We start from the raw sequence: 20,150 nt of genomic DNA on the forward strand, positions 1-20,150 counted from the left end.
ACGCGTTCTCCTCTGTGGCCTTCGGGGTTAAAACGGAGCGTCGAGGTCTTCCATCCCCACATACACCGACTTGATCTGGGTGTAATGCGCGATGGTCTCGCGTCCGTTTTCCCGGCCGATGCCGGAGAGTTTGTAGCCGCCCACCGGCATTTCCGCCGGGGAGGCGCCGTAGCTGTTGATCCAGCAGATGCCGGCCTGAATCTGGTGAATGACCCGGTGCGCCCGACGGATATCGTTGGTGAATACGCCAGCGGCCAGCCCCGTATCCGTGTTATTCGCGCGGGCAATTACCTCGTCCTCATCGCGGAAAGTGAGAACCGACATCACCGGCCCGAAAATCTCTTCCTTTACGATGGTCATATCATCGGTGCAGTCGGTGAAAATGGTGGGTTCCACAAAATAGCCGCCTTTGGAATCCTCCGGCTCGAAGGCCCGACCGCCGTGGCTGAGAGTAGCGCCCTCGGACAGGCCTTTGGCGATGTAATCGAGCACCAGATCCCGGTGTTTTGCGGAGATGAGCGCGCCGAAATTGGTGTCCGGATTCATCGGGTCGCCAGGCTTGATATTGTTGCGGGTGCGTTCCAGCAGACGTTCGATAAAGCGCGGGTACAGATCTTCATGAACAAACACCCGGGTGCCGTTGGTGCAGATCTCACCTTGGGTGTAGAAGTTGCCGACCATGGCGGCGGAAATGGCGTTCTCGAGATCCGCATCGTCAAAGATGATCAGCGGTGACTTCCCGCCCAGCTCCATGGTGACGTCCTTCAGGGTGGAGGATGCCGCTGCCATCACCTTCTTGCCGGTGGCCACTTCTCCCGTGAAGGAGACCTTGGCAATCTCCGGGTGGTGGGTCAGCCACTGGCCAACTTCGGCGGCGCCCTGCACCACGTTGAACACGCCCGCCGGCACGCCCGCTTCGGTAAAGATTTCCGCCAGCTTCACCGCACCCATGGGGGTTTCCTCGGATGGCTTGAAGATCATGGCGTTACCGCAGGCCAGGGCCGGCGCGGATTTCCAGCAGGCGATCTGGATCGGGTAGTTCCAGGCGCCAATGCCGGCACAGATGCCCAGGGGCTCCCGGCGGGTGTAGTAAAAATCACCGCCCAGGTCCTGTTGGTTACCTTCGATGGAGGGTGCCAGGCCGGCAAAGAACTCAACCGCATCGGCACCGGTGACCACATCCACGGCTTCTGCTTCCTGCCAGGGCTTGCCAGTATCGCGCACCTCTGCGGCAGCCAATTCATCATTACGCTCTCTCAGAAGCGCAACCGCCCGAAGCAGAATCCGGCTGCGCTCGATGGCAGTCATGGCAGACCACTCGGAAAAACCGGCGCGGGCACTTTCAATGGCGGCCTGCTGCACGGATTCATCCGCCACTTCCACTTCGTAGATAACCTGACCCGTGGCCGGGTTCACCACAGGGAAGGTTTCGCCGGTGCTGTTGGCCAGGAAACGGCCATGGACGAAATTCTGAACAACAGGAAGAGATGCAGACATAGTCGGTAATTAACCTCAGTTCGGTGTCTTCAGGCCTTGTGGGCCGTTCGAATCAATCCCGGCTCAGGCGGTTGCCTGCGCCAGTGTCTCGTGGACAAATTTCTTGCAGAGCCGCTCACCGGCTTCAAAACTCTCTGCCGGGTCCAGGCTCAGGGCACTGCGCAACCAGAACCCATCGATCATTGCCGCGGTTTGCCGGGCGGCCTCGGTCGCCGCAGCCGGTTCAAGCACCTGTGCGAAGGAATATCGCAGGTTGCTGTACAGCCGGGCGTTGTTGATCTTCTGCAGCCGCTTGAGCCCCGGCTCATGCATCGACCGGGCCCAGAAGCTCAGCCAGGTCTTGGCCGCCAGCGCCGAGCGCTGAAACTCGGAAAAGTTCGACTCGATGATGCAATTGAGCCGCTGTTCCGGGGAGCGGTCGGTCTTGGCCATGCGCTCCCGCAGTTCCTTGCCCAGTTGATCGAGCAGATAACGCAGGGCCGCCTCAATCAGACCCTGCTTGCCGCCGAAATAATGGCTGATAATCCCGGAGGACATGCCCGCCCGTTTGCTGATGCTCACAATGGTGGTGTTCTGCATGCCCAGCTCGGCAATCGAATGCATGGTGGCTTCAATCAGCTGCTGCTTGCGTGTGTCTTTGACCCCAACTTTTGGCATGGCGGCTTCGGTTACTCGTCTTGTTTCCGGTGTTGAAAAGCAGCACCAATCAGCCCTGCTTTTTATTAATTGAACGTTCAATTAATAAAAATCTTACAGAAGCGAGGCGGGGAATTCAAACCTGATCAGAAAGCAGGGAAGCCTCGCGCCACTCTGATATGGCGCGGTTGTGACGGCAGGAAGGGCAAGCAAATATCAGCTATGGCGACGGTAATCCGGGTCTGTCCAGCACACAGGAAGCGCTTCACCGGAGGGAAATGCGAGTTCGGCTTTTTTAAACAATTCAGGATCCTGCGCCTCCTCTCCGTAATGGAGGCTGCCTCGCACCTGCTGGCTATGGGGATCAAACAGCGCCTGTGTATCCAGAACTTCGATCAGGTGCCCGGTTGCTTTTTCAGCGACGAACATAGAGGCCTCCTTGGGAATGAATGTCTCCTTTCAACGTAGCAGATGGGCCGCTATCGAGACAGGTGCTTGAGGGCTACGGGGAGCACAAAAGGACGGGTGGGCAAGGCGGAGAATCTGCAGATATGAGACATTTCGCTACATTAAATATTGGTTCTCGGCTTTTCCGGTGAAGAAAGGCTGTTAAGCTGATGATCAGGAAAATAAAAAAGCCTGATGGCGATATAACGGGGTCTACTGTTGGTGATCCTCAGCACTGCTCTGCGTATCTTTTTACTGAGTCTGGCGACTTTCACGTCGCAGTTTGCGCATGCGAATAGCGCCCCGGTCACACTTGCCTCAGAAAAACCGATTGAAAGCCATTTCCAGTACTGGGAAGACGCCAGCGCCGAAGCGGAACTGGCCGATGTTCGCGCCCTTCCCGATCGCGCCTGGCAGACCAATCCATCGGGTAAGGCCACCTTCGGGATTACCGATTCCGCCTACTGGCTGCGGGTTGAGGTGCAAAACCAGACCGGCCGCGACCAGCTTCTGATTGCAGAGCTGGGCTATTCCCAGCTTGATGACGTGGTGTTTCACGAGCTCTCCGGCGGCACCCTGCTCCGAGAATTCGCCACCGGGGACACCCGCTCTTTCTACCCCAGGGATGTCGACCATCCCAACATGCTATATCGATTCCATGTAGCCCCGGACGCCTCGAAAACGCTTTATATCCGGGTCGCCACCCAGGGCACGATCGTGGTGCCGCTGCAGATCTGGCAACAGAATGATTTTTACGAGGCCGCTGCCAACGAGCAGAAGCTGCACTTTTTCTATTACGGCAGTCTGGCAGTGATCATCCTGATCAACCTGGCCGTGTTCCTGACCCTGCGAGAAAAGCTGTACCTGTACTACGCCCTGGCCATTTCCGGCTACTTCCTGTTCTTCGCCGCTGTGCGCGGCTATACACTTCAGCACATCTACCCGGGCGCACCGTTTCTTCACACGCATGTGCTTCTGCTGTCGATGCCATTCCTGGCGATGTTTTCGATACTTTTCTGCATGGAGTTCCTCCAGGTTCGCTCTAACAGCCCCAGGCTGTACCGGGCCCTGCAGGCTATGCTCTTGTTTGAAATGCTGTTTTTCCTATCTGCGCCGCTGCTGGATTACGACACCGGTATCCGGGTGGCGGCCGTTTCCGCGTTCGCGTTCTTCTCACTGCTCCTGGTGGCCGGCCCTGTGGCCTGGGCTGCCGGTGTCAGGGCCGGGGTGTTCTTCACGATCGCCTGGACACCTCTTACGATAGGGGTCTCGGCAACGGCGGGGCGGGCCCTGGGCCTGCTGCCGGAGAATTTCTTTACCGAGTACGCCATGCAGATCGGCTCCGGGCTCGAGGCTTTCATTCTCACGCTTGCCCTCGCCGACCGCCTATACCGGGAACGGGAACAGAAAATCCAGGCTCAGGCCGATATCCTCAAACAACAGAAGGCCCGCAACGAAGCCCAGACCCAATTGAATGAAGCACTGACCCATGACCCGGTGACCGGGCTACCAAACCGGAACCGATTCGAATGGATGGTGGATGAGCAATTGCGGCAGAACCCCAACGGCCGCTTCATGGTGGGCGTTACCCGGATAACGCAGCTCAAGGAAATCAACCGGACCCTGGGCCTGGACCGTAGCGAACGTTTGCTCAAGGCCATGGCAGAGCAGATGACCCGTTTGGCCTCAGGCCTGCCCATGGTTCATCAAACCGTCGATGCGCGTGGGAACGATGAGCGGGTATATCAGCTGTCTGGCGACAGTTTTGGTTTGTTGGTGAACGTCAGTAAAACGGCAGACGACTTCCAGTCGCTGGATAACGCACTTAAACAACTGGCGGAACCCGTGTTGCTGGATAACATCGCCATAGAGCCCAATCCCCGGTTCGGTGCCGCCAGCTATCCGGAACATGGCAAGAAAGCCGCTCTGCTGATCCGCAATGCCCATGTCGGCATGGAAATGGCGCCTCATGGCCCTTATCAAACCGGCCTGTATTCCCGCAAGGATGACATCTATGACGAAAGCCGGCTGACATTGATGTCCGACCTCCGGGAGGCACTGCACCACAATCAGACCGAGCTCTACTATCAGCCCAAAATCAGCCTGGCGACAGGTAAAGTGGTGGGTGTGGAAGCCCTGATCCGCTGGCATCACCCGGACCGGGGCTGGGTGCCACCGATCGACTTCGTTCCCATGGCGGAGAAAACCGGTGTGATCAAACACCTGACTCGCTGGGTGGTGGATCAGGCTATGAACGATCTCAAAGCACTCCACGAGATTGATCCGGAGCTGACCATCTCAGTGAATATCTCCGCTCGCGATCTCAGTTCTCCAGAACTGATTGGCCTGTTTGAAACCCGCATAAAGCGATATCAGCTACAGGCGGAACAGGTCATCATCGAACTCACCGAAACCGCGGCCATGGACGATCCACACCGGGGCCTGAAAGCCCTGAATGAATTGACGGCGATCGGGCTCAAGCTCTCAATTGACGACTTCGGCGCCGGCTACTCCTCACTCTCCTACCTGAAGAAGCTGCCCGCCAGCGAAATAAAGCTGGACCGCACCCTGCTGCAGGACATCGAGTCCAGCGACAGCGCCCGGATGATTGTGGAAACCGCCATCAGTATGGGCCAGGGCCTGGGTTATCGGGTGGTTGCCGAAGGCATTGAGACCGAAAAATCGGCACACCTCCTTGAATCTCTCGGAGCGGAAATGCTCCAGGGCTACTGGATCTGCCCACCGAATTCACTTGAAGATCTCAAAGCCTGGCTGGATGTTGGAAGACAAGTCACGGGCCGAGGAGACGTTTACTCCTCTGCCAAGCGAAGCGCCCGGCCAAGAGACGTGTAATAACGGTGAAACGCGCGGTTGACTCTTTCCCGTTGCGCGCCAACCGGATAGAGCCCCAGTTTTGCGTCTTCGGATTCTCGGGTTCCGCTCACCAGAAAGGCGTTCTTCACGTTTGCATCCTGCACAAACGCTTCAAACGCCCGGGCGCAAAGCTCTTCAGGCAAGCTGAAATATTGAATTCCTGCCGCTTTGTCCGCCCTCACCGAGCACCGGAAGAGCTCGCTGGGCTCTGCGCCTTTTTCGTCCAGCAGAATCGCCTTGAAGCAGGCCTGCAGTCGATCATTCAGCGGATGCCGCACAGCGTCGTCACGACCAAGCCAGAGCTTCGAGGCAAACTGGCCTCTGTGGGCCTCGCCGAAAAGTTTCTCGCCGATGTAATGATCGAAGGCGTGAAACCACTCGTGGGCGATGCTGCCGGGCCCGGCATTCTTGGCCAGTGAGAAGCTGCGCGTGGCCGGCGTGTAATGGGCCGACACGCCGGGCCGGCCGCCAATGCCGTACTGCAACGCCAGGGTGCCGCGCAGGGACACCAGAGACTCGGTGCCGCCAAGAATGGTCATCAGATCGCACAGGGCATCGTAGAACAGCGACGCACTGCGCTGTTTTTCCGGCTCGGTGACCCAGCGGCCAATCTCGATGGTACGAAACTGGAAACGACGGCGGACGTCGAGAAAGGTAACCGGCGCTCCGGCTCGATGGTCCGGGCCCCGACGGTAAAAGGTTTTAGCCATGGGGCTATTGTACGATGAAATTCCGGCCTGTCTTTCGGGCACCGAGAGAAACATTATTTGGCGGGATCGACCGGTTTTATGTGAATTATGACCGTCTGATTTTCCGCCGGCTTGTGCCACACTGCCGGAACCAATAACGACAATATCCGGACCGAGTGTTTGCCATGACCGACACCCAGACTCATTACCGCACCTGTAACATCTGTGAAGCCATGTGTGGCCTCGAAATCCAGCATCGGGGTAGCGAGATCCTGTCCATCAAGGGTGACAGCAACGACCCGTTCAGCCACGGCCATATCTGCCCGAAAGCCGTTGCACTGCAGGATTTCTACAATGACAAGGACCGCCTGAAAGCACCCATGAAGCGCACCGCGGACGGCTGGCAGGAGATCAGCTGGGAAGCTGCCTTCGAGGAAATCGCCTCGCGGTTTCGCGGCATCCAGCAGGAACACGGGCAGGATGCGGTCGGGGTTTATCTGGGTAATCCAAACGCCCACAACTTTGGCAACGCCATCATGCTGCCGCGGTTCTTCAAGGCGCTGGGCACCAATAACCGCTACAGCTCCGCATCGGCGGACCAGTTACCACACCACGTGGCCTCCAATTACATGCTGGGTGCCGGCATGCTGATTCCGGTGCCGGACATCGACCATACGGATTTCATGCTGATCATTGGTGCCAACCCGATTGTTTCCAACGGCAGCCTGATGACCGCCCCTGGCGTCGGCAAACGCCTGAAGGCCATCCAGCAACGCGGCGGCAAGGTGGTGGTGGTTGATCCACGGCGTACCGAGACCGCGAGAAAGGCCAACCAGCACCTGTTTATCCGCCCGGAAACCGATGCCCTGTTCATGCTGGCCATGGTCCACACCCTGTTCGAGGAACAGCTGGTTACCCTTGGCCACCTGGAAGACCGGATCGACGGGCTGGAGCAACTGGCCGAGGCCGTAAAACCCTATAGCCCGGAAACCGTGGAGGCAGCCTGTGGTATGACCGCAGAGGCCATCCGCGAGCTGGCCCGGGAGATAGCAGCTGCGAAGAGCGCCGTTTGCTACAGCCGCATGGGCGCCTCGACGCAGTCGTTCGGCGGCCTCTGCCAGTGGCTCAACAATGTATTGAACATTCTCACCGGCAACTTCGATAGCCGCGGTGGCGCCATGTTCCCCCAGCCGGCCTTTGATCTTGTCAGGGACAAAAAGGGCAAGCCGAGTTCCTATGGCCGTTACGAGTCCCGGGTGCGAAAACTGCCCTACTTCAACAACGAATTCCCGGTCGCTACCCTGGCTGATGAGATCCTGACCCCGGGCGAGGGCCAGATCCGCGCGATGATCACCATCGCCGGCAATCCGGTGCTTTCGGCGCCCGGCGGAGCCCGACTGGAAGACGCCTTCGATGCCCTGGATTTCATGGTGTCGGTGGATATCTACCTGAACGAAACCACCCGCCATGCCGACATCATCCTGCCGGCCACAACCGGGCTGGAAGTGCCGCACTTCGATGTGTTCTTCAACTCTTTCGCCGTTCGCAATACCGCCAAGTTCTCGGAACCGATGTTCGAGAAAGCGCCGAACCAGAAACACGACTGGGAGATTCTGCGGGATCTGGCCCTGCAGTTAACGGGCCTGGAAGACGATGGTGTTACGCCGGAGGCCATGCTGGATCTGGGCCTGAAACACGGCGCCTACGGAAAAGAGGGCATGAGCCTGGAGACCCTGAAAGCCAACCCCCATGGTGTGGATCTGGGACCACTGCAGCCCTGCCTGGCGCAGCGCATCCAGACCGAGGACGGCAAGATCCGCATTGCCCCCGAGCTATACCTGAAGGATCTGAAACGCCTGGATGCCTCGGGCCTGTTGCAGGCAGATGAGAACAGCGACTATCCGTTCACGCTGATCAGCCGCCGCCTGCCTCGCAGCCACAACACCTGGACCCAGAACTCCCACCGCCTGGTCAAGGGCAAGAACCCGTGCACGTTACAGATGAACGCGTCAGATGCCCTCAAAATCGGGCTTGAAGACGGACAACTGGCCACGGTTACGTCGGCTTCCGGAAGCATCAACCTGCCGGTGGAAATCGACGACGATATGTTCGAGGGTGTGATCAGCATGCCCCAAGGCTGGGGCCATAACCGGACGGACACCGCCATGTCGATCGCCGAGGGACAACCCGGCGTGAGCATGAACGACGTCACTGATTCCGGGCGCATTGACGCACTGACCGGGAATGCGGCGTTTAATGGTACCCGGGTGGCGGTGAAGGCCGCATAAAGATGCCGGGCAGCTAGCCCGTGCAGCCTTATCGATAACTCCTGATCAGAGTCGTCAATTGTGACTGAAAGTCCGGCTTTTGCATGATTGCATCAACCTGATTGATCACATCGTTAGCGGATGGATGCTGGCGCGAAACTCCAAGATGGAAAGGGATCATGGAGTTTGGAATAAAATCGACCTTGCGAATCTTCAGGTTTTCGGTGTAGCCCAGCTTCCCTGCAATAAAACGGGCGTCTTCAGCGGGCTGCACCAGAAAATCCCCGGCTTCCCGGAACATCAGGAGATGCATCATCGTCTCACTGTCCCGACCGGGAACACGCTCCAGATAGCCTGGTATATTGTTCTCTTCCCATTGAGAGCCCTTTTCGACGATTACCTTCAAACCGGACAAGTCAGCAAAGCTGGAGGCCGATTCGATCAGGTCTTTATTGGGGTTTTCAGCCGAGTAAACCAGGTGGCCAAAATCCTGAATGAAAAGCGGCCCCGCTGAAAAGACTGCGTAGTTCTGTCGCTCCTTCGACGGATAGGTGAGGAGGCCATCGTTCAGCCCCAACCTGAGGTTGTACTGCGCCCTCGACCACGGCATCACCGCGCTCGCCATATCGTAGTCGGGGATAAAACTGAAAGTTAACCGTACCACTTCCGGAAATAGCCCGGCTGCCTTTTCATCCTGAGAGAAACTGTAAGGTTTTGAATTGTCGGCAAACGCGAACTTCAGTGTACCCTCTGCCACGGAGACAGCCGGCAAAGCCAGCAACCCCATCGAGCAAACGAGGCACCACAGCGCGATGAGGGCTTTCAGACTGCGTTTGTTCACCAACGTTACCTCTGAAGAAATTCATGCCAGGCCCAAGGTTATACGCCCTGCTCGGATCACAGATTCATGCGAACACAGGGCATATCACTCCGGCTGCTCGGCCGAATTTACCACTCTAGCTGCGCGCCCGTCTGGTACTCAATCACCCGGGTTTCAAAAAAGTTCTTTTCCTTGCGCAGTGTGGCCTGTTCATCCAGCCAAGGCGAGACGTTCTTTGCTCCGGGGAACGGCTCTTCAAGACGTACCGTCCTGGCACGGCGGTTGGCCACAAATCGGAACTGTTCGCTGTGGTACTCGGCCGAATAACCGAGAATCGGGTCTCGCAGGATGTAGTCCGAATAGGCCTTCTCGGCGGCTTCGGATTCGTCCCACATCTCGCGCACGGCCTTCGGGTCGAAGGTGATGTTCTCCTCTTCCACGATCTGGTTGACCACTTTCAGGCCGAATGAGAAGTGCATGGCCTCATCCCGCAGGATGTACTGAAGCTGTTCGCCCGTGCCTCGCATCAGTCCTCGACGCTGCAGGGCGAAGATGGGGCTGAAGCCGTTGTAGAACCAGGTGCCTTCGAACACCGCCGCGAAGAACAGGTAAGACATGATGAATTCCTGCAGGTCGTCCTTGTTGCGCAGGTTCATGTCCGGCCGCATGGCCGCATCCAGCCGGCGGTTGGCGATCTGGATCTTGCCGTTGATGGCGGGCACAACACGATAACGGTTGTAGATCTCGCTCTGGTCCAGGTTCAGGGTTTCGATGCAGTGCTGGTAGGCCCAGGTGTGCATGGCTTCCTCGTAGACCTGGCGGGCCTGGTAGATCTGCAGTTCCGGCGCGCTCATCTTCTCCATCACCGCCAGGCCGATGTTGCGCATGGCGAGGATGTCGGAAGTGGTGAGGTAGGCCAACACGTTCTCGTACACATGTTTTTCCGGCGCGGTCAGCCGGTGGTGGTAGTCGTGAACGTCCTGGGCCATGTTCACGTCCAGGGGGGTCCAGTGGTTTTTGTTGGCGTTCATGAAGTACTCCCAGGCCCAGGGGTACTTGAACGGTGCCAGCTGGTTGATGTCGGTTTCGCCGTTGATGACTCGTTTGTCGTCCACGTTCACCGGTGCCGGGGCGCCGGGATGCGCCGCTTTGGATTCAGTTTTTGGTTCGTCGTCCCAATCAAGCATGGTTTTGCCTCGAAATCGTTAAGTAAGCAGTTACTGACAGGCTTCGCAGTCCGGATCGTCGATGCTGCACACCTGGGGTTGGGGCGCGGCAACCGGAGCGGTTTTTTCAGCGCCGGTGGCACCCAGGGAGCGCAGGTAATAGGTGGTCTTCAGCCCACGTTCCCAGGCCAGCTGGTACAGGGCATCCAGCTTTTTGCCGCTGGGCTCGGCCATGTACAGGTTCAGGCTCTGGGCCTGATCGAGCCATTTCTGGCGCCGGGCCGCGGCTTCCACCAGCCATCTTGCGTCGATCTCAAAGGCGGTGGCGTATCGCGCTTTCAGATCATTCGGGATGCGGTCGATCTGCTGAACGCTGCCGTCGAAGTATTTGAGGTCGTTCACCATCACGTTGTCCCAAAGGCCTTCGGCCTTGAGATCCCGGACCAGGGAGGGATTCACCACCGTGAACTCGCCGGAGAGGTTCGATTTCACGAAGAGGTTCTGGTACGCCGGCTCGATGGACTGGGACACACCCACGATGTTGGAAATCGTCGCCGTCGGGGCAATGGCCATCACGTTGCTGTTGCGCATGCCGTTTCTCGTGATCAGTTCGCGTATCGGCGACCAGTCCAGCCGGGCGTTGGTGTTTACAGAGAGGTCCCCTTCCCGGCGGTTCTCTTTGAGCAGGTTGATGGAGTCGATGGGCAGGATACCCTGCTGCCAGAGTGAACCCTCATAGCTCTCATAGGCACCTCGCTCACCCGCCAGCGAAGCTGAGGCGCGGATGGCGAAGTAGCTGAGTTGCTCCATGGCAACGTCAGCGAACTCAACCGCTTCCGGGCTGGAATACGGCAGGCCCAGTTGATAGAGCGCGTCCTGGAATCCCATGAGGCCGAGGCCAACCGGGCGATGCCTAAGGTTGGAATTGCGGGCCTGGGGCACGGCGTAGTAGTTGATGTCGATAACGTTATCGAGCATGCGCACGGCGGTGTTCACCGTTTGTTCCAGACGCCGCACGTCCAGCTCGCCGTTGGCGATATGAGCCGTCAGGTTCACGGAACCCAGGTTGCACACGGCAATCTCGTCGGCACTGGTGTTCAGGGTGATTTCGGTGCACAGGTTGGAGCTGTGCACCACGCCCTGGTGCTGCTGGGGGGAACGCAGGTTGCACGGGTCCTTGAAGGTGATCCAGGGGTGGCCGGTTTCGAACAGAACGGTGAGCATCTTGCGCCAGAGTTGCTTGGCCGGGATTTTCTTGAACAGCTTGATTTTGCCCTGCTCTGCCAGGGCTTCGTAATGCTCGTAGCGTTCACGGAAGGCGTTGCCGTACAGGTCGTGCAGATCCGGCGCATCGCTGGGGGAGAACAGGGTCCAGTCACGGTCTTCGCGCATGCGCTCGATCAGCAGATCGGGCACCCAGTTGGCCGTATTCATGTCGTGGGTTCGGCGGCGTTCGTCGCCGGTATTCTTGCGCAGTTCCAGGAACTCCTCGATGTCCAGGTGCCAGCTTTCCAGGTAGGCGCACACCGCACCTTTACGTTTGCCGCCCTGGTTGACCGCCACGGCGGTGTCGTTGACTACTTTCAGGAAGGGCACCACGCCCTGGCTCTGGCCGTTGGTTCCTTTGATGTGGGAGCCCAGCGCACGGACTGGCGTCCAGTCGTTACCCAGACCGCCAGCCCATTTCGACAGCATGGCGTTATCACGGATGGCGCCGTAGATGTCTTCAAGATCGTCGCCCACCGTCGTCAGGTAACAGGAGGACAGCTGAGAATGGCGGGTACCGCTGTTGAACAGCGTGGGTGTGGACGCCATGTAGTCAAACGACGACAGCAGATTGTAGAACTCGATGGCCCGGGCATTCGGGTCATCTTCGCGCAGGGCCAGGCCCATGGCAACGCGCATGAAAAATACCTGGGGCAATTCCAGGCGGGCCTTGTTCCAGTGCAGGAAGTAACGGTCGTACAGGGTTTGCAGACCCAGGAAGCCGAACTGCAGATCCCGTTCCGGCTGAAGGGCGGCACCCAGGCGCTCCAGATCAAAGGCGGCCAGAGCGTCATCCAGCAATTCGTACCGGATTCCCGCTTCGACAAAGGCGCTCAGTGCCTGTGGATAAATCTCAGCCAATGGCAGACTGATGGGCAGGCCCAACGCGGCGGCATTCTCCAGACGCAGCTGTTCCAGCAGTAGACGAGCGGTGACCGCGCTGTAGTCCGGCTCCCGCTCAATCCGGCTGCGGGCCGTCATGATCAGGGCCGACAGCACGTCTTCCTCGGCGATGCCGTCGTAGAGGTTGGTCAGGGCATCGTCCACCAGGGAATCACCGTCGATGCCCTCCAGCCCTGTGGCGGCCTTTTCCACCTGCAGTTTCATCAGGCCCAGATCCAGCGGAGCAATCTCGCCACTGGTCTTTTTCACCGTCAGATGGGGGTGCGCCTCAACCGGCGCATGGCGGGCGCGCTCGCGGGCATGCTCTTCCCGATACAGGACGTAGGCGCGGGCCACCTTCTGTTCTTCGGCCCGCATCAGGGCCAGTTCCACCTGATCCTGGATGTCTTCGATATGCACCTTGCCACCGGCCTTCAGGCGACGGCTAATCGCCTGGATGACCTGGTCGGTCACCCGGTGTACCGCGTCATTGATACGCGCGGAACCGGCGGCGGTGTCGCCCTCAACAGCGAGGAACGCTTTGGTTACGGCGATGCTGATCTTCGAGGGGTCGAAGCCCACAAGCGTGCCGTTGCGCTTGATGACCTGAAGGGATTCGGTGTCCGTGTGCGAGGTTGGCCGGGGTTCGGCCAGGGCTGAGGCAGACATGCAGTGTTCTCCTGAATACGCGTTGAGTTCCTTTAACCATCGCGTACGCAGGGGCACACCTCGCCATGGGAATGGCTGGGCATAACCGGTCTGCTCACCCTGGGTCGCGAAGGTGCAGTTGGGAGCCGTAAGGCTCCTTCATCCCTGGCAGGTCTTCGGACTCAGGGGCGTGAATCGTTCGATTCGGCCTCGTGTGGCGACTTCCCGGCTTTCACCAGTGTCTTGATGCCACGCTTGTTCCCCAATACCGCTGCGCGTCAGTTCCGGAGTCTCACCGGATTCCCGATACCAGAATGGCTGAGATGATCACACGTTGACCGAGTTGGTTACGCACTGATCACTACATCTGGTATTTGACCAAGGATAGAAACACTATATACACGATATTCGGAAGGGACAACCTGAAGCAATAAAAAAGGCCCCGGAGAGGGGGCCAAACACGTGACAGTCTCAACTTAGCCAATCAGTGGCTGATCATCCAGGGCCGCATGGAGGGAAACATCTTCTTCCCGTCAGCGGTGTAGAACAGCATGGACTTTCCGGGTTTCGGAGAGCCACAGCCGCAGGCGCGACTGTGCTCCTTATCATTCGCCCTTCGGTCTGCGGTGGAAAACACCGGCTCATGCCGGGACCGCTCGTTCCGGTCCTCGGCCGCCCTTTTGGCCGGGTCCATGGCGGCAATGTGGGATGGCAATACGATCACCCGCGGCGACATGGCCTTGCAGGTGGGGCATTGCGCCGGCTTGGCCGCATCCTCCATGGTGGCCAGTGTGTGAAAGAGGCCATGTTCACGGCACTTGTAGTCATACACGGGCATGGCGATTACTCCTTATCTTTCGACAGCGGTACGTCCATGCCCCCGCTGACTTTCTTCTGCGGACCATCGGCGGACGGGTTAATGTCGAAGTCGAAGATGCCCGTCGGCAACCAGAGCGTGGCGCAGGCGTTCGGGATATCCACCACGCCGCTGATGTGGCCTTCCACCGGAGCACAACCCAGAATCGCGTAGGCCTGAGCCTTGGTGTAACCGAACTTGGTCATGTATTCGATGGCGTTAAGACACGCCTGGCGATAAGCCACATGCACGTCCAGGTAATGCTGGCCGCCGTCTTCGTCTACGGAGATGCCTTCGAAGATCACATAGTCGTCGTAACGGGGCTTGATCGGGCTGGGCTTGAATACCGGATTCTTGATGCCGTACTTCTTCACGCCGTCCTTGATCAGGTTTACCCGCAGGTGAATCCAGCCGGCCATTTCGATGGCGCCACAGAACGTGATTTCGCCGTCGCCCTGGCTAAAGTGAAGGTCGCCTACGGAAAGGCCGGCCCCGTCCACGTACACCGGGAAATACACCTTCGAGCCACGGGACAGATCCTTGATGTCACAGTTGCCACCGTGCTCACGGGGCGGCACGGTACGCGCGGCTTCGGCGCCGGCAGCTTTGGCCGCATCACCGGTCATCTGGCCCATGTGGGCGGTCTCACCATTGGGCAGTGTTGCCAGTTCCGGCACACGCTCCGGATCGGTCGCGACCAGTCCGGCTTCACGCTTGTTCCAGGTATCCAGCAATTCTTTGGAGGGCAGGCAGCCAATCAGGCCCGGGTGAATCAGGCCGGCAAATTCCACATTGGGAATGTGCCGGGATTTGGTGAACATGCCGTTGAAGTCCCAGATGGATTTCTGGGCCTCCGGGAAGTGTTCGGTCAGGAAGCCACCGCCGTTCTGCTTGGAGAAGAACCCGTTAAAGCCCCACTGGCTCTCTTCGAACGTGCCGATGTCGAGGATGTCGACTTCCAGCAGGTCGCCCGGCTCTGCGCCCTCGACCCCGATCGGTCCCGACAGGAAGTGAACCTGGCTGAGATCAACATCGCGCACGTCGTCGGCGCTGTCGTCGTTCTTGATCTGGCCGCCGGTCCAGTCGTAGCACTCGACGATAAAATCGTCCCCCGGCTTGACGGTGGCTACCAGCGGAATGTCCGGGTGCCAGCGGTTGTGGATTTTGTCGTTCTCATAAGCCGACTTGTTCAGATCGATCTTGATAATGGTTTCAGCCATAACGGGCGCTCCTTGGTGTTGGCTTGCACGATTAGGTAACGCCTTTACTATCCGGAATCCCGTGCCGGTGAGGTATTCGCGAAATGCCCCCGGTGCCTACGTCATTCGACGTATTGGTGCACCGTGACCGTCCTGCCCTGCAGGCCGGCTTCAAACCGGCGGCAGTCCGGATACGCCAGCAACGCCCGGGCAACGGCGGGTTCCAGCCGCTGGCGAAAAGCCCGCAGCAGTTCCCGGGCGCCATAGCGAGCGTCGTAGCCACGGCACAGCTCTTCTCGCAGCTCAGGCGCCAGCGACAGCTCGGCGTGCTTTTTGGACAACCGGCGATTGAGGCCCGCCAGCTCAATGTCCAGCAGGGCTTCCAGCCAGTTGTCGGTAAGTCGGTTGAAGGTGAGGATCTGATCAATCCGGTTGAGGAATTCCGGGTCAAAGTGCCGGCGCAGAGCGGTATCGCGAATGGCCTCGCCGTTGCCGGGTGATAAACCGAGCCAGCGGCGCCAGCCCCGCTGGTAGCCCTGCTCATACGTCTCCGCCTCCAGCGCACCGGCGTTGCTGGTCATGAAGATCAGGGTGTTGCGGAAGTCGATCTCCCGGTTACCGGAGGGAAACACCAGCCGACCGGTGTCCAGCACGTTCAGCAGCGTGCGCACCACTTCCTTGCTGGCTTTCTCGATTTCATCAAACAACACAATGCCGGGTTTGCTGAACGAGCCCTGTACCTTGTCCAGATCGAACAGGCTGTGGCCTTCCTTACTGCCCACGTAGCCCGGCGGTGCACCAGTCAGGGCAGCCGCGTAATGCTCCTGGGCCAGGGTGTTCATGTCGATACGACACAGCCCATCGCGATTACCGTGGATGGCTTCGGCAATGAGGCGCACGGTTTCGGTTTTGCCCACGCCGGTAGGACCCAGGAACAGGTGCACCGCCAGCGGCCGGTTGTCCTCGCCGATATCGGCTTTCACCCGCACCAGCATGGATTCCATGGCGGCCAGGGCCTCATCCTGGCCGACGATATTTTCCCGCAGTCTGGCCATCACGGCCTCGGGCTCGAAGCGGAACCGGGAAGCACGAACCGGGCCTGAGGCGGCCCGGTTCTTTTCAATGGTTTCCCGATTGGCTTCCAGCCGTTCGTTGATAAACGGCATGAACGCCTCCCGGGCTCAGGCCCCTGCGGATTTTTCCTTGCCGTCGAACGGCAGCTCGCCCACCGGGCACTCGGCGGTACCTACCGTCTTCCGGGTCATGGCCTCCACGTTTTCCTGCGCCTTCTGGGCGTCCATCACCCAGGTACGGTAGAACTCGAACGGACAGTCGGCCACGCCCTTGTCGCCGTCCCCGGAGGCATGCACACCGGTGTAGCCCCGGTGCAGCAGCTTGAACAGGTGATTCTGGGACTGGTCGTTCGCACGGGCATCACGGATCTGGCTTACGGACAGCTGGGCATACTGAATGCCCATGTCTTCCTCACCGCATTCCCCGAGGGTACGGCCATCGAAGCCAATGATCGCGGAGTGGCCGAAGTAGGAATACACGCCGTCAAATCCGGCGGCGTTGGCCACCGCAACGTAACAGTTGTTGGCCCAGGCCATGCTCTTGGCCATCATCACCTGCTGTTCCTTGGCCGGGTACATGTAGCCCTGACAGCGAACAATCAGCTCCGCCCCCTTCATGGCGCAATCGCGCCAGATCTCGGGATAGTTGCCGTCGTCGCAGATGATCAGGCTGATCTTCATGCCCTTTGGCCCCTCGGTGACGTAGGTGGTGTCACCCGGATACCATCCCTCGATCGGACACCAGGGGATACACTTGCGGTATTTCTGGACGACCTCACCCTCGTTGTTGATCAGAACCAGGGTGTTGTACGGCGCCTTGTTGGGGTGATCCTCGTGTCGCTCTCCGGTGAGCGAAAACACGCCCCAGGTGTTCGCCTCACGACAGGCGGCGGAGAAGATGGCCGTTTCGTCACCGGGCACGGTGGCCGCGGTTTCCATCATTTCCTCGTTGTCGTACATGATGCCCATGGTGCTGTATTCCGGGAACACCACCAGGTCCATGCCCGGCAGGCCGACCTTCATACCCTTGATCATGTCAGCGATGTTGCGGGCGTTGTCCAACACCTCGGCTTTGGTATGCAGCCGCGGCATCTTGTAGTTCACCACCGCCACGCCGACGGTATCGTCGCTGCTGGAAATATCACCGTGTCTCATCGTTCTGCTCCTCGTTAAACCGCCAGATAGCTCGCAATCTTGTCCTGATCCGCTTCTTCGCGGCTCTCTTCGTGCACAATCGCGCCCTTTTCAATCACCAGGATCCGGTCTGCCGCATCCATCACGAAGCTCAGAACCTGCTCCGACACCACAATCGACAGGCCCCGCTCATCCCGGATGCGCCGAAGGGTCTGCGCAATTTCCTTGATAATGTTGGGCTGGATACCTTCCGTGGGTTCGTCAAGCAGCAGCACCTTGGGCCGGGTGGCCAGTGCCCGGGCAATAGCCAGCTGTTGTTGCTGACCGCCGGAAAGGTTGCCACCACGCCGGTTCTGCATTTCCTTCAGTACCGGGAACATCTCGTAGAGGTCCTCGGGTACCTTCTTCTCACCCACGGCGGCCAGGCCGGTCTCGATATTCTCCCGTACCGTCAGTGTCGGAAAGATCATCCGCCCCTGCGGCACGAAACCGATTCCGGCGCGCACACGCTGGAAGCTCTTCAGGCCGGAAAGGTCGTTCCCATCCAGGCTGACCTCACCGCCTCGCGTGGGGGTCATGCCCACCAGGGATTTCATCAGCGTGGTCTTGCCCATGCCGTTTCGCCCCACCACGGCGACTATTTCGTTCTTTGCCACGTCGAGGTTGAGGTCATCGATGATGGTGCTTTGGCCGTAGGCCACCGAATGATGTTTGATGCTCAGCATGATCAGTGCCCCAGGTAGACTTCGATGACTTTCGGGTCCGATTTCACGTGCTCGATGGACCCTTCGGAAAGAACTTTGCCCTGATGCATGACCGTGACCCGGTCAGCGATATCACCGACAAACTGCATATCGTGCTCGATCACCAATACCGTATGGTCCCTGGTAATCACCCTCAGCAGCTCGGCGGTTTTCTTGCGCTCGGTGACGGACATCCCGGCTACCGGCTCATCCAGCATCAGCAGGTCCGGTTTCTGGATCAGCAGCATGCCGATCTCCAGCCACTGCTTCTGGCCATGGCTCAACGATGCAGCCGGCTCATTCAGGGCCTCGGTCAGGAAGATGGTTTCAGCCACCTCCTCCACAGCATTGATCACCTCCGCGTCGCGCTTGAATCCCAGGGCGCCCATCACGCTGTGTCCCTTTGGGTAGGACACTTCAAGGTTTTCAAAGACGGTCAGGTCCTCGAACACGGACGGGGTCTGGAACTTCCGGCCCACACCCGAGTGAACAATCTGGTGCTCCTTGAGCTTGGTAAGCTCCTTACCGTCAAACTTGATGGAGCCGGACGTGGCCTTGGTCTTGCCGCAGATCAGGTCCAGAACCGTGGTTTTACCGGCACCGTTGGGGCCGATGATGACCCGGATTTCCTTGGGATCGAGGTAGAAGGACAGGTCATCCACGGCCTTGAAGCCATCGAATGACACGGTCAGGCCTTCGACCGCCAGCAGGAAATCCCCACTTTTGCTTTTGGCTGCACTCATCACGATTTCTCCGGGCTGTAGGAATCGATCATCGGATCGTAATCAGGAGTCTTCTCAGCGGTCGGCTTCGGCTCTGCGGCTTTTTCCGCGGGCTTGGCCTCCAGCTGTGCACCCTTGTTGCGCTTGAAGATCTTGTCTTCCAGAGGCATGACGTAGGTCTGATACAGGCCGGCCAGACCGTTCGGGAAGGCCAGTACGACACCGATAAACAACGCACCCATGGCAAACGGCCAGAGTTCCGGGAAGGATTCCGAGAAGCCACTCTTGGCGGCATTCACCAGCAAGGCACCGTAGACCGCGCCGAGGATGGACAACCGGCCACCCAGGGCACAGAAGATGACCATCTCGATGGAAGCGACGATGCCGATGAACGACGGCGACATGAAGCCGACAATCAGGGTGAACATGGCACCACCGACGCCGGCAAAAGCCGCTGCCAGGCAGAACACGAAGATCTTGAAGGCGGCAACGTCATAGCCGGAAAAACGCACTCGGTTTTCCTGGGCGTTCATGGCCACAAGGATGCGGCCCAGCTTCCGGTTCTGGACCAGGCGCGCCACAAACAGGCAGAGGAACAGCATGCCAACACAGACAAAGTACAGGATGGTCCGGGCCTCATCGGTGCGGATGTCCCAGCCGTTCAGCGTCTGCAGATCGGTAATGCCGTTCACACCGCCGGTATAGCCCTGCTGTCCGATAATCAGGATCGTCAGGATTGCGGCAATGGCCTGGGTGATGATGGCGAAGTACACGCCCCCCACCCGCCGGGTAAACATGGCGAAGCCGATAACGAACGCCAGCAGAACCGGCACACCGATCACCGCAAGCAGGGTGAAGGAGAAGCTGTGGAACGGTTCCCAGAACCAGGGCAGCTCGGTGAGCTGGTTCCAGTCCATGAAATCCGGGATGCCGGGGGTGGACTGGATGGCGGTGGCCTCCGGAGTGGAGGCCTCCAGCTTCAGGAACATGGCCATACAGTAGCCGCCAAGGCCAAAGAACACACCCTGGCCCAGGCTGAGAATGCCGGCCTTGCCCCAGCACATCACCAGGCCAATGGCGACAAAGGCGTAGGTCAGGTACTTGCCCACCATGTTCAGGCGGAATGGGTCCAGCGCCAGTGGCAAAAGCACCACCAGCAACACGGCCAGTGCGACGAAATACAGTCCCTCGCGGGTGGCAAACCATTTCAATGGGGATGAACTCTTCATGA

The 20,150-nt window shown here is 58.9% G+C and carries 16 protein-coding genes and 1 riboswitch; of the genes, 2 read left to right on the forward strand and 14 right to left on the reverse strand.

Annotated elements, in window-relative coordinates:
- Nucleotides 1–27 precede the first annotated feature (27 nt).
- From betB to MDHKLMBL_RS12870, 3 genes are all read right to left on the reverse strand, one after another.
- Nucleotides 28–1,497, reverse strand: a complete 1,470-nt coding sequence (gene betB / locus MDHKLMBL_RS12860; RefSeq protein WP_104270951.1) for a betaine-aldehyde dehydrogenase — start codon at nucleotides 1,495–1,497, stop codon at nucleotides 28–30.
- Between the two features lie 63 nt (nucleotides 1,498–1,560).
- Nucleotides 1,561–2,154 carry a transcriptional regulator BetI gene (betI, locus tag MDHKLMBL_RS12865; protein WP_104270952.1) on the reverse strand — a complete coding sequence of 198 codons (594 nt, stop codon included), beginning with the start codon at nucleotides 2,152–2,154 and terminating at the stop codon, nucleotides 1,561–1,563.
- A gap of 195 nt (nucleotides 2,155–2,349) precedes the next feature.
- Nucleotides 2,350–2,562 (reverse strand): hypothetical protein, encoded by a 213-nt coding sequence (locus MDHKLMBL_RS12870; protein WP_053113332.1) that lies wholly within the window; start codon nucleotides 2,560–2,562, stop codon nucleotides 2,350–2,352.
- Between the two features lie 240 nt (nucleotides 2,563–2,802).
- On the opposite strand from MDHKLMBL_RS12870, the gene MDHKLMBL_RS12875 reads away from it, so the two are divergent.
- On the forward strand, nucleotides 2,803–5,433 hold the full coding sequence (locus MDHKLMBL_RS12875; RefSeq protein ID WP_241956230.1) for an EAL domain-containing protein: 2,631 nt from the start codon (nucleotides 2,803–2,805) through the stop codon (nucleotides 5,431–5,433).
- Here the strand turns inward: MDHKLMBL_RS12875 and MDHKLMBL_RS12880 are convergent.
- Nucleotides 5,391–6,164, reverse strand: coding sequence for a CLCA_X family protein (locus MDHKLMBL_RS12880; RefSeq protein WP_104270953.1), 774 nt, complete (start codon nucleotides 6,162–6,164; stop codon nucleotides 5,391–5,393). The genes MDHKLMBL_RS12875 and MDHKLMBL_RS12880 overlap by 43 nt on opposite strands.
- Before the next feature lie 164 nt (nucleotides 6,165–6,328).
- On the opposite strand from MDHKLMBL_RS12880, the gene MDHKLMBL_RS12885 reads away from it, so the two are divergent.
- Nucleotides 6,329–8,431, forward strand: coding sequence for a molybdopterin-dependent oxidoreductase (locus MDHKLMBL_RS12885; RefSeq protein WP_104270954.1), 2,103 nt, complete (start codon nucleotides 6,329–6,331; stop codon nucleotides 8,429–8,431).
- Nucleotides 8,432–8,459: 28 nt separating this feature from the next.
- On the opposite strand, the gene MDHKLMBL_RS12890 is transcribed toward MDHKLMBL_RS12885, so the two are convergent.
- From MDHKLMBL_RS12890 to urtC, 10 genes are all read right to left on the reverse strand, one after another.
- Complete coding sequence (locus tag MDHKLMBL_RS12890; protein WP_104270955.1) at nucleotides 8,460–9,251, reverse strand: substrate-binding periplasmic protein; 792 nt, start codon at nucleotides 9,249–9,251, stop codon at nucleotides 8,460–8,462.
- Between the two features lie 107 nt (nucleotides 9,252–9,358).
- A complete protein-coding gene (locus tag MDHKLMBL_RS12895) occupies nucleotides 9,359–10,417 on the reverse strand; it encodes a ribonucleotide-diphosphate reductase subunit beta (RefSeq protein WP_104270956.1) in 1,059 nt (352 codons plus the stop codon).
- A gap of 30 nt (nucleotides 10,418–10,447) precedes the next feature.
- Nucleotides 10,448–13,213 carry a ribonucleoside-diphosphate reductase subunit alpha gene (locus MDHKLMBL_RS12900; protein WP_104270957.1) on the reverse strand — a complete coding sequence of 922 codons (2,766 nt, stop codon included), beginning with the start codon at nucleotides 13,211–13,213 and terminating at the stop codon, nucleotides 10,448–10,450.
- Nucleotides 13,214–13,342: 129 nt separating this feature from the next.
- A riboswitch (cobalamin riboswitch) is annotated at nucleotides 13,343–13,521 on the reverse strand.
- A gap of 155 nt (nucleotides 13,522–13,676) precedes the next feature.
- Nucleotides 13,677–14,030: an FmdB family zinc ribbon protein gene (locus MDHKLMBL_RS12905; RefSeq protein ID WP_041645822.1), complete on the reverse strand. Its 354-nt coding sequence runs from the start codon at nucleotides 14,028–14,030 to the stop codon at nucleotides 13,677–13,679.
- A gap of 5 nt (nucleotides 14,031–14,035) precedes the next feature.
- Nucleotides 14,036–15,268: a formamidase gene (gene fmdA / locus MDHKLMBL_RS12910; protein ID WP_014578800.1), complete on the reverse strand. Its 1,233-nt coding sequence runs from the start codon at nucleotides 15,266–15,268 to the stop codon at nucleotides 14,036–14,038.
- A 101-nt stretch (nucleotides 15,269–15,369) separates the two neighbouring features.
- Nucleotides 15,370–16,413, reverse strand: a complete 1,044-nt coding sequence (locus MDHKLMBL_RS12915) for an AAA family ATPase (RefSeq protein ID WP_104270958.1) — start codon at nucleotides 16,411–16,413, stop codon at nucleotides 15,370–15,372.
- Between the two features lie 15 nt (nucleotides 16,414–16,428).
- Nucleotides 16,429–17,475 carry an aliphatic amidase gene (locus MDHKLMBL_RS12920; protein ID WP_053113349.1) on the reverse strand — a complete coding sequence of 349 codons (1,047 nt, stop codon included), beginning with the start codon at nucleotides 17,473–17,475 and terminating at the stop codon, nucleotides 16,429–16,431.
- 14 nt (nucleotides 17,476–17,489) lie between these two features.
- Complete coding sequence (gene urtE / locus MDHKLMBL_RS12925; protein ID WP_014578803.1) at nucleotides 17,490–18,179, reverse strand: urea ABC transporter ATP-binding subunit UrtE; 690 nt, start codon at nucleotides 18,177–18,179, stop codon at nucleotides 17,490–17,492.
- 2 nt (nucleotides 18,180–18,181) lie between these two features.
- Nucleotides 18,182–18,940 carry an urea ABC transporter ATP-binding protein UrtD gene (gene urtD, locus MDHKLMBL_RS12930; RefSeq protein WP_053113350.1) on the reverse strand — a complete coding sequence of 253 codons (759 nt, stop codon included), beginning with the start codon at nucleotides 18,938–18,940 and terminating at the stop codon, nucleotides 18,182–18,184.
- The gene (gene urtC, locus MDHKLMBL_RS12935; protein ID WP_104270959.1) at nucleotides 18,940–20,148 is read right to left on the reverse strand and encodes an urea ABC transporter permease subunit UrtC; all 1,209 of its coding nucleotides are present in this window, start codon (nucleotides 20,146–20,148) and stop codon (nucleotides 18,940–18,942) included. Before urtC ends, urtD begins: the two co-directional genes overlap by 1 nt.
- Nucleotides 20,149–20,150 lie beyond the last annotated feature (2 nt).

This window comes from Marinobacter flavimaris, assembly GCF_002933295.1.
Lineage (GTDB): Bacteria > Pseudomonadota > Gammaproteobacteria > Pseudomonadales > Oleiphilaceae > Marinobacter > Marinobacter flavimaris.

Excerpts from the sequence above, each read along its gene's own strand:
- urtE (WP_014578803.1), bottom strand. The coding sequence starts at position 18,179 with ATGCTGAGCATCAAACATCATTCGGTGGCCTACGGCCAAAGCACCATC.
- MDHKLMBL_RS12905 (WP_041645822.1), bottom strand. The coding sequence starts at position 14,030 with ATGCCCGTGTATGACTACAAGTGCCGTGAACATGGCCTCTTTCACACA.
- MDHKLMBL_RS12880 (WP_104270953.1), bottom strand. The coding sequence starts at position 6,164 with ATGGCTAAAACCTTTTACCGTCGGGGCCCGGACCATCGAGCCGGAGCG.
- MDHKLMBL_RS12885 (WP_104270954.1), top strand. The coding sequence starts at position 6,329 with ATGACCGACACCCAGACTCATTACCGCACCTGTAACATCTGTGAAGCC.
- urtC (WP_104270959.1), bottom strand. The coding sequence starts at position 20,148 with ATGAAGAGTTCATCCCCATTGAAATGGTTTGCCACCCGCGAGGGACTG.
- MDHKLMBL_RS12870 (WP_053113332.1), bottom strand. The coding sequence starts at position 2,562 with ATGTTCGTCGCTGAAAAAGCAACCGGGCACCTGATCGAAGTTCTGGAT.
- betI (WP_104270952.1), bottom strand. The coding sequence starts at position 2,154 with ATGCCAAAAGTTGGGGTCAAAGACACACGCAAGCAGCAGCTGATTGAA.
- MDHKLMBL_RS12900 (WP_104270957.1), bottom strand. The coding sequence starts at position 13,213 with ATGTCTGCCTCAGCCCTGGCCGAACCCCGGCCAACCTCGCACACGGAC.
- MDHKLMBL_RS12920 (WP_053113349.1), bottom strand. The coding sequence starts at position 17,475 with ATGAGACACGGTGATATTTCCAGCAGCGACGATACCGTCGGCGTGGCG.
- MDHKLMBL_RS12915 (WP_104270958.1), bottom strand. The coding sequence starts at position 16,413 with ATGCCGTTTATCAACGAACGGCTGGAAGCCAATCGGGAAACCATTGAA.
- MDHKLMBL_RS12895 (WP_104270956.1), bottom strand. The coding sequence starts at position 10,417 with ATGCTTGATTGGGACGACGAACCAAAAACTGAATCCAAAGCGGCGCAT.
- betB (WP_104270951.1), bottom strand. The coding sequence starts at position 1,497 with ATGTCTGCATCTCTTCCTGTTGTTCAGAATTTCGTCCATGGCCGTTTC.
- fmdA (WP_014578800.1), bottom strand. The coding sequence starts at position 15,268 with ATGGCTGAAACCATTATCAAGATCGATCTGAACAAGTCGGCTTATGAG.
- urtD (WP_053113350.1), bottom strand. The coding sequence starts at position 18,940 with ATGAGTGCAGCCAAAAGCAAAAGTGGGGATTTCCTGCTGGCGGTCGAA.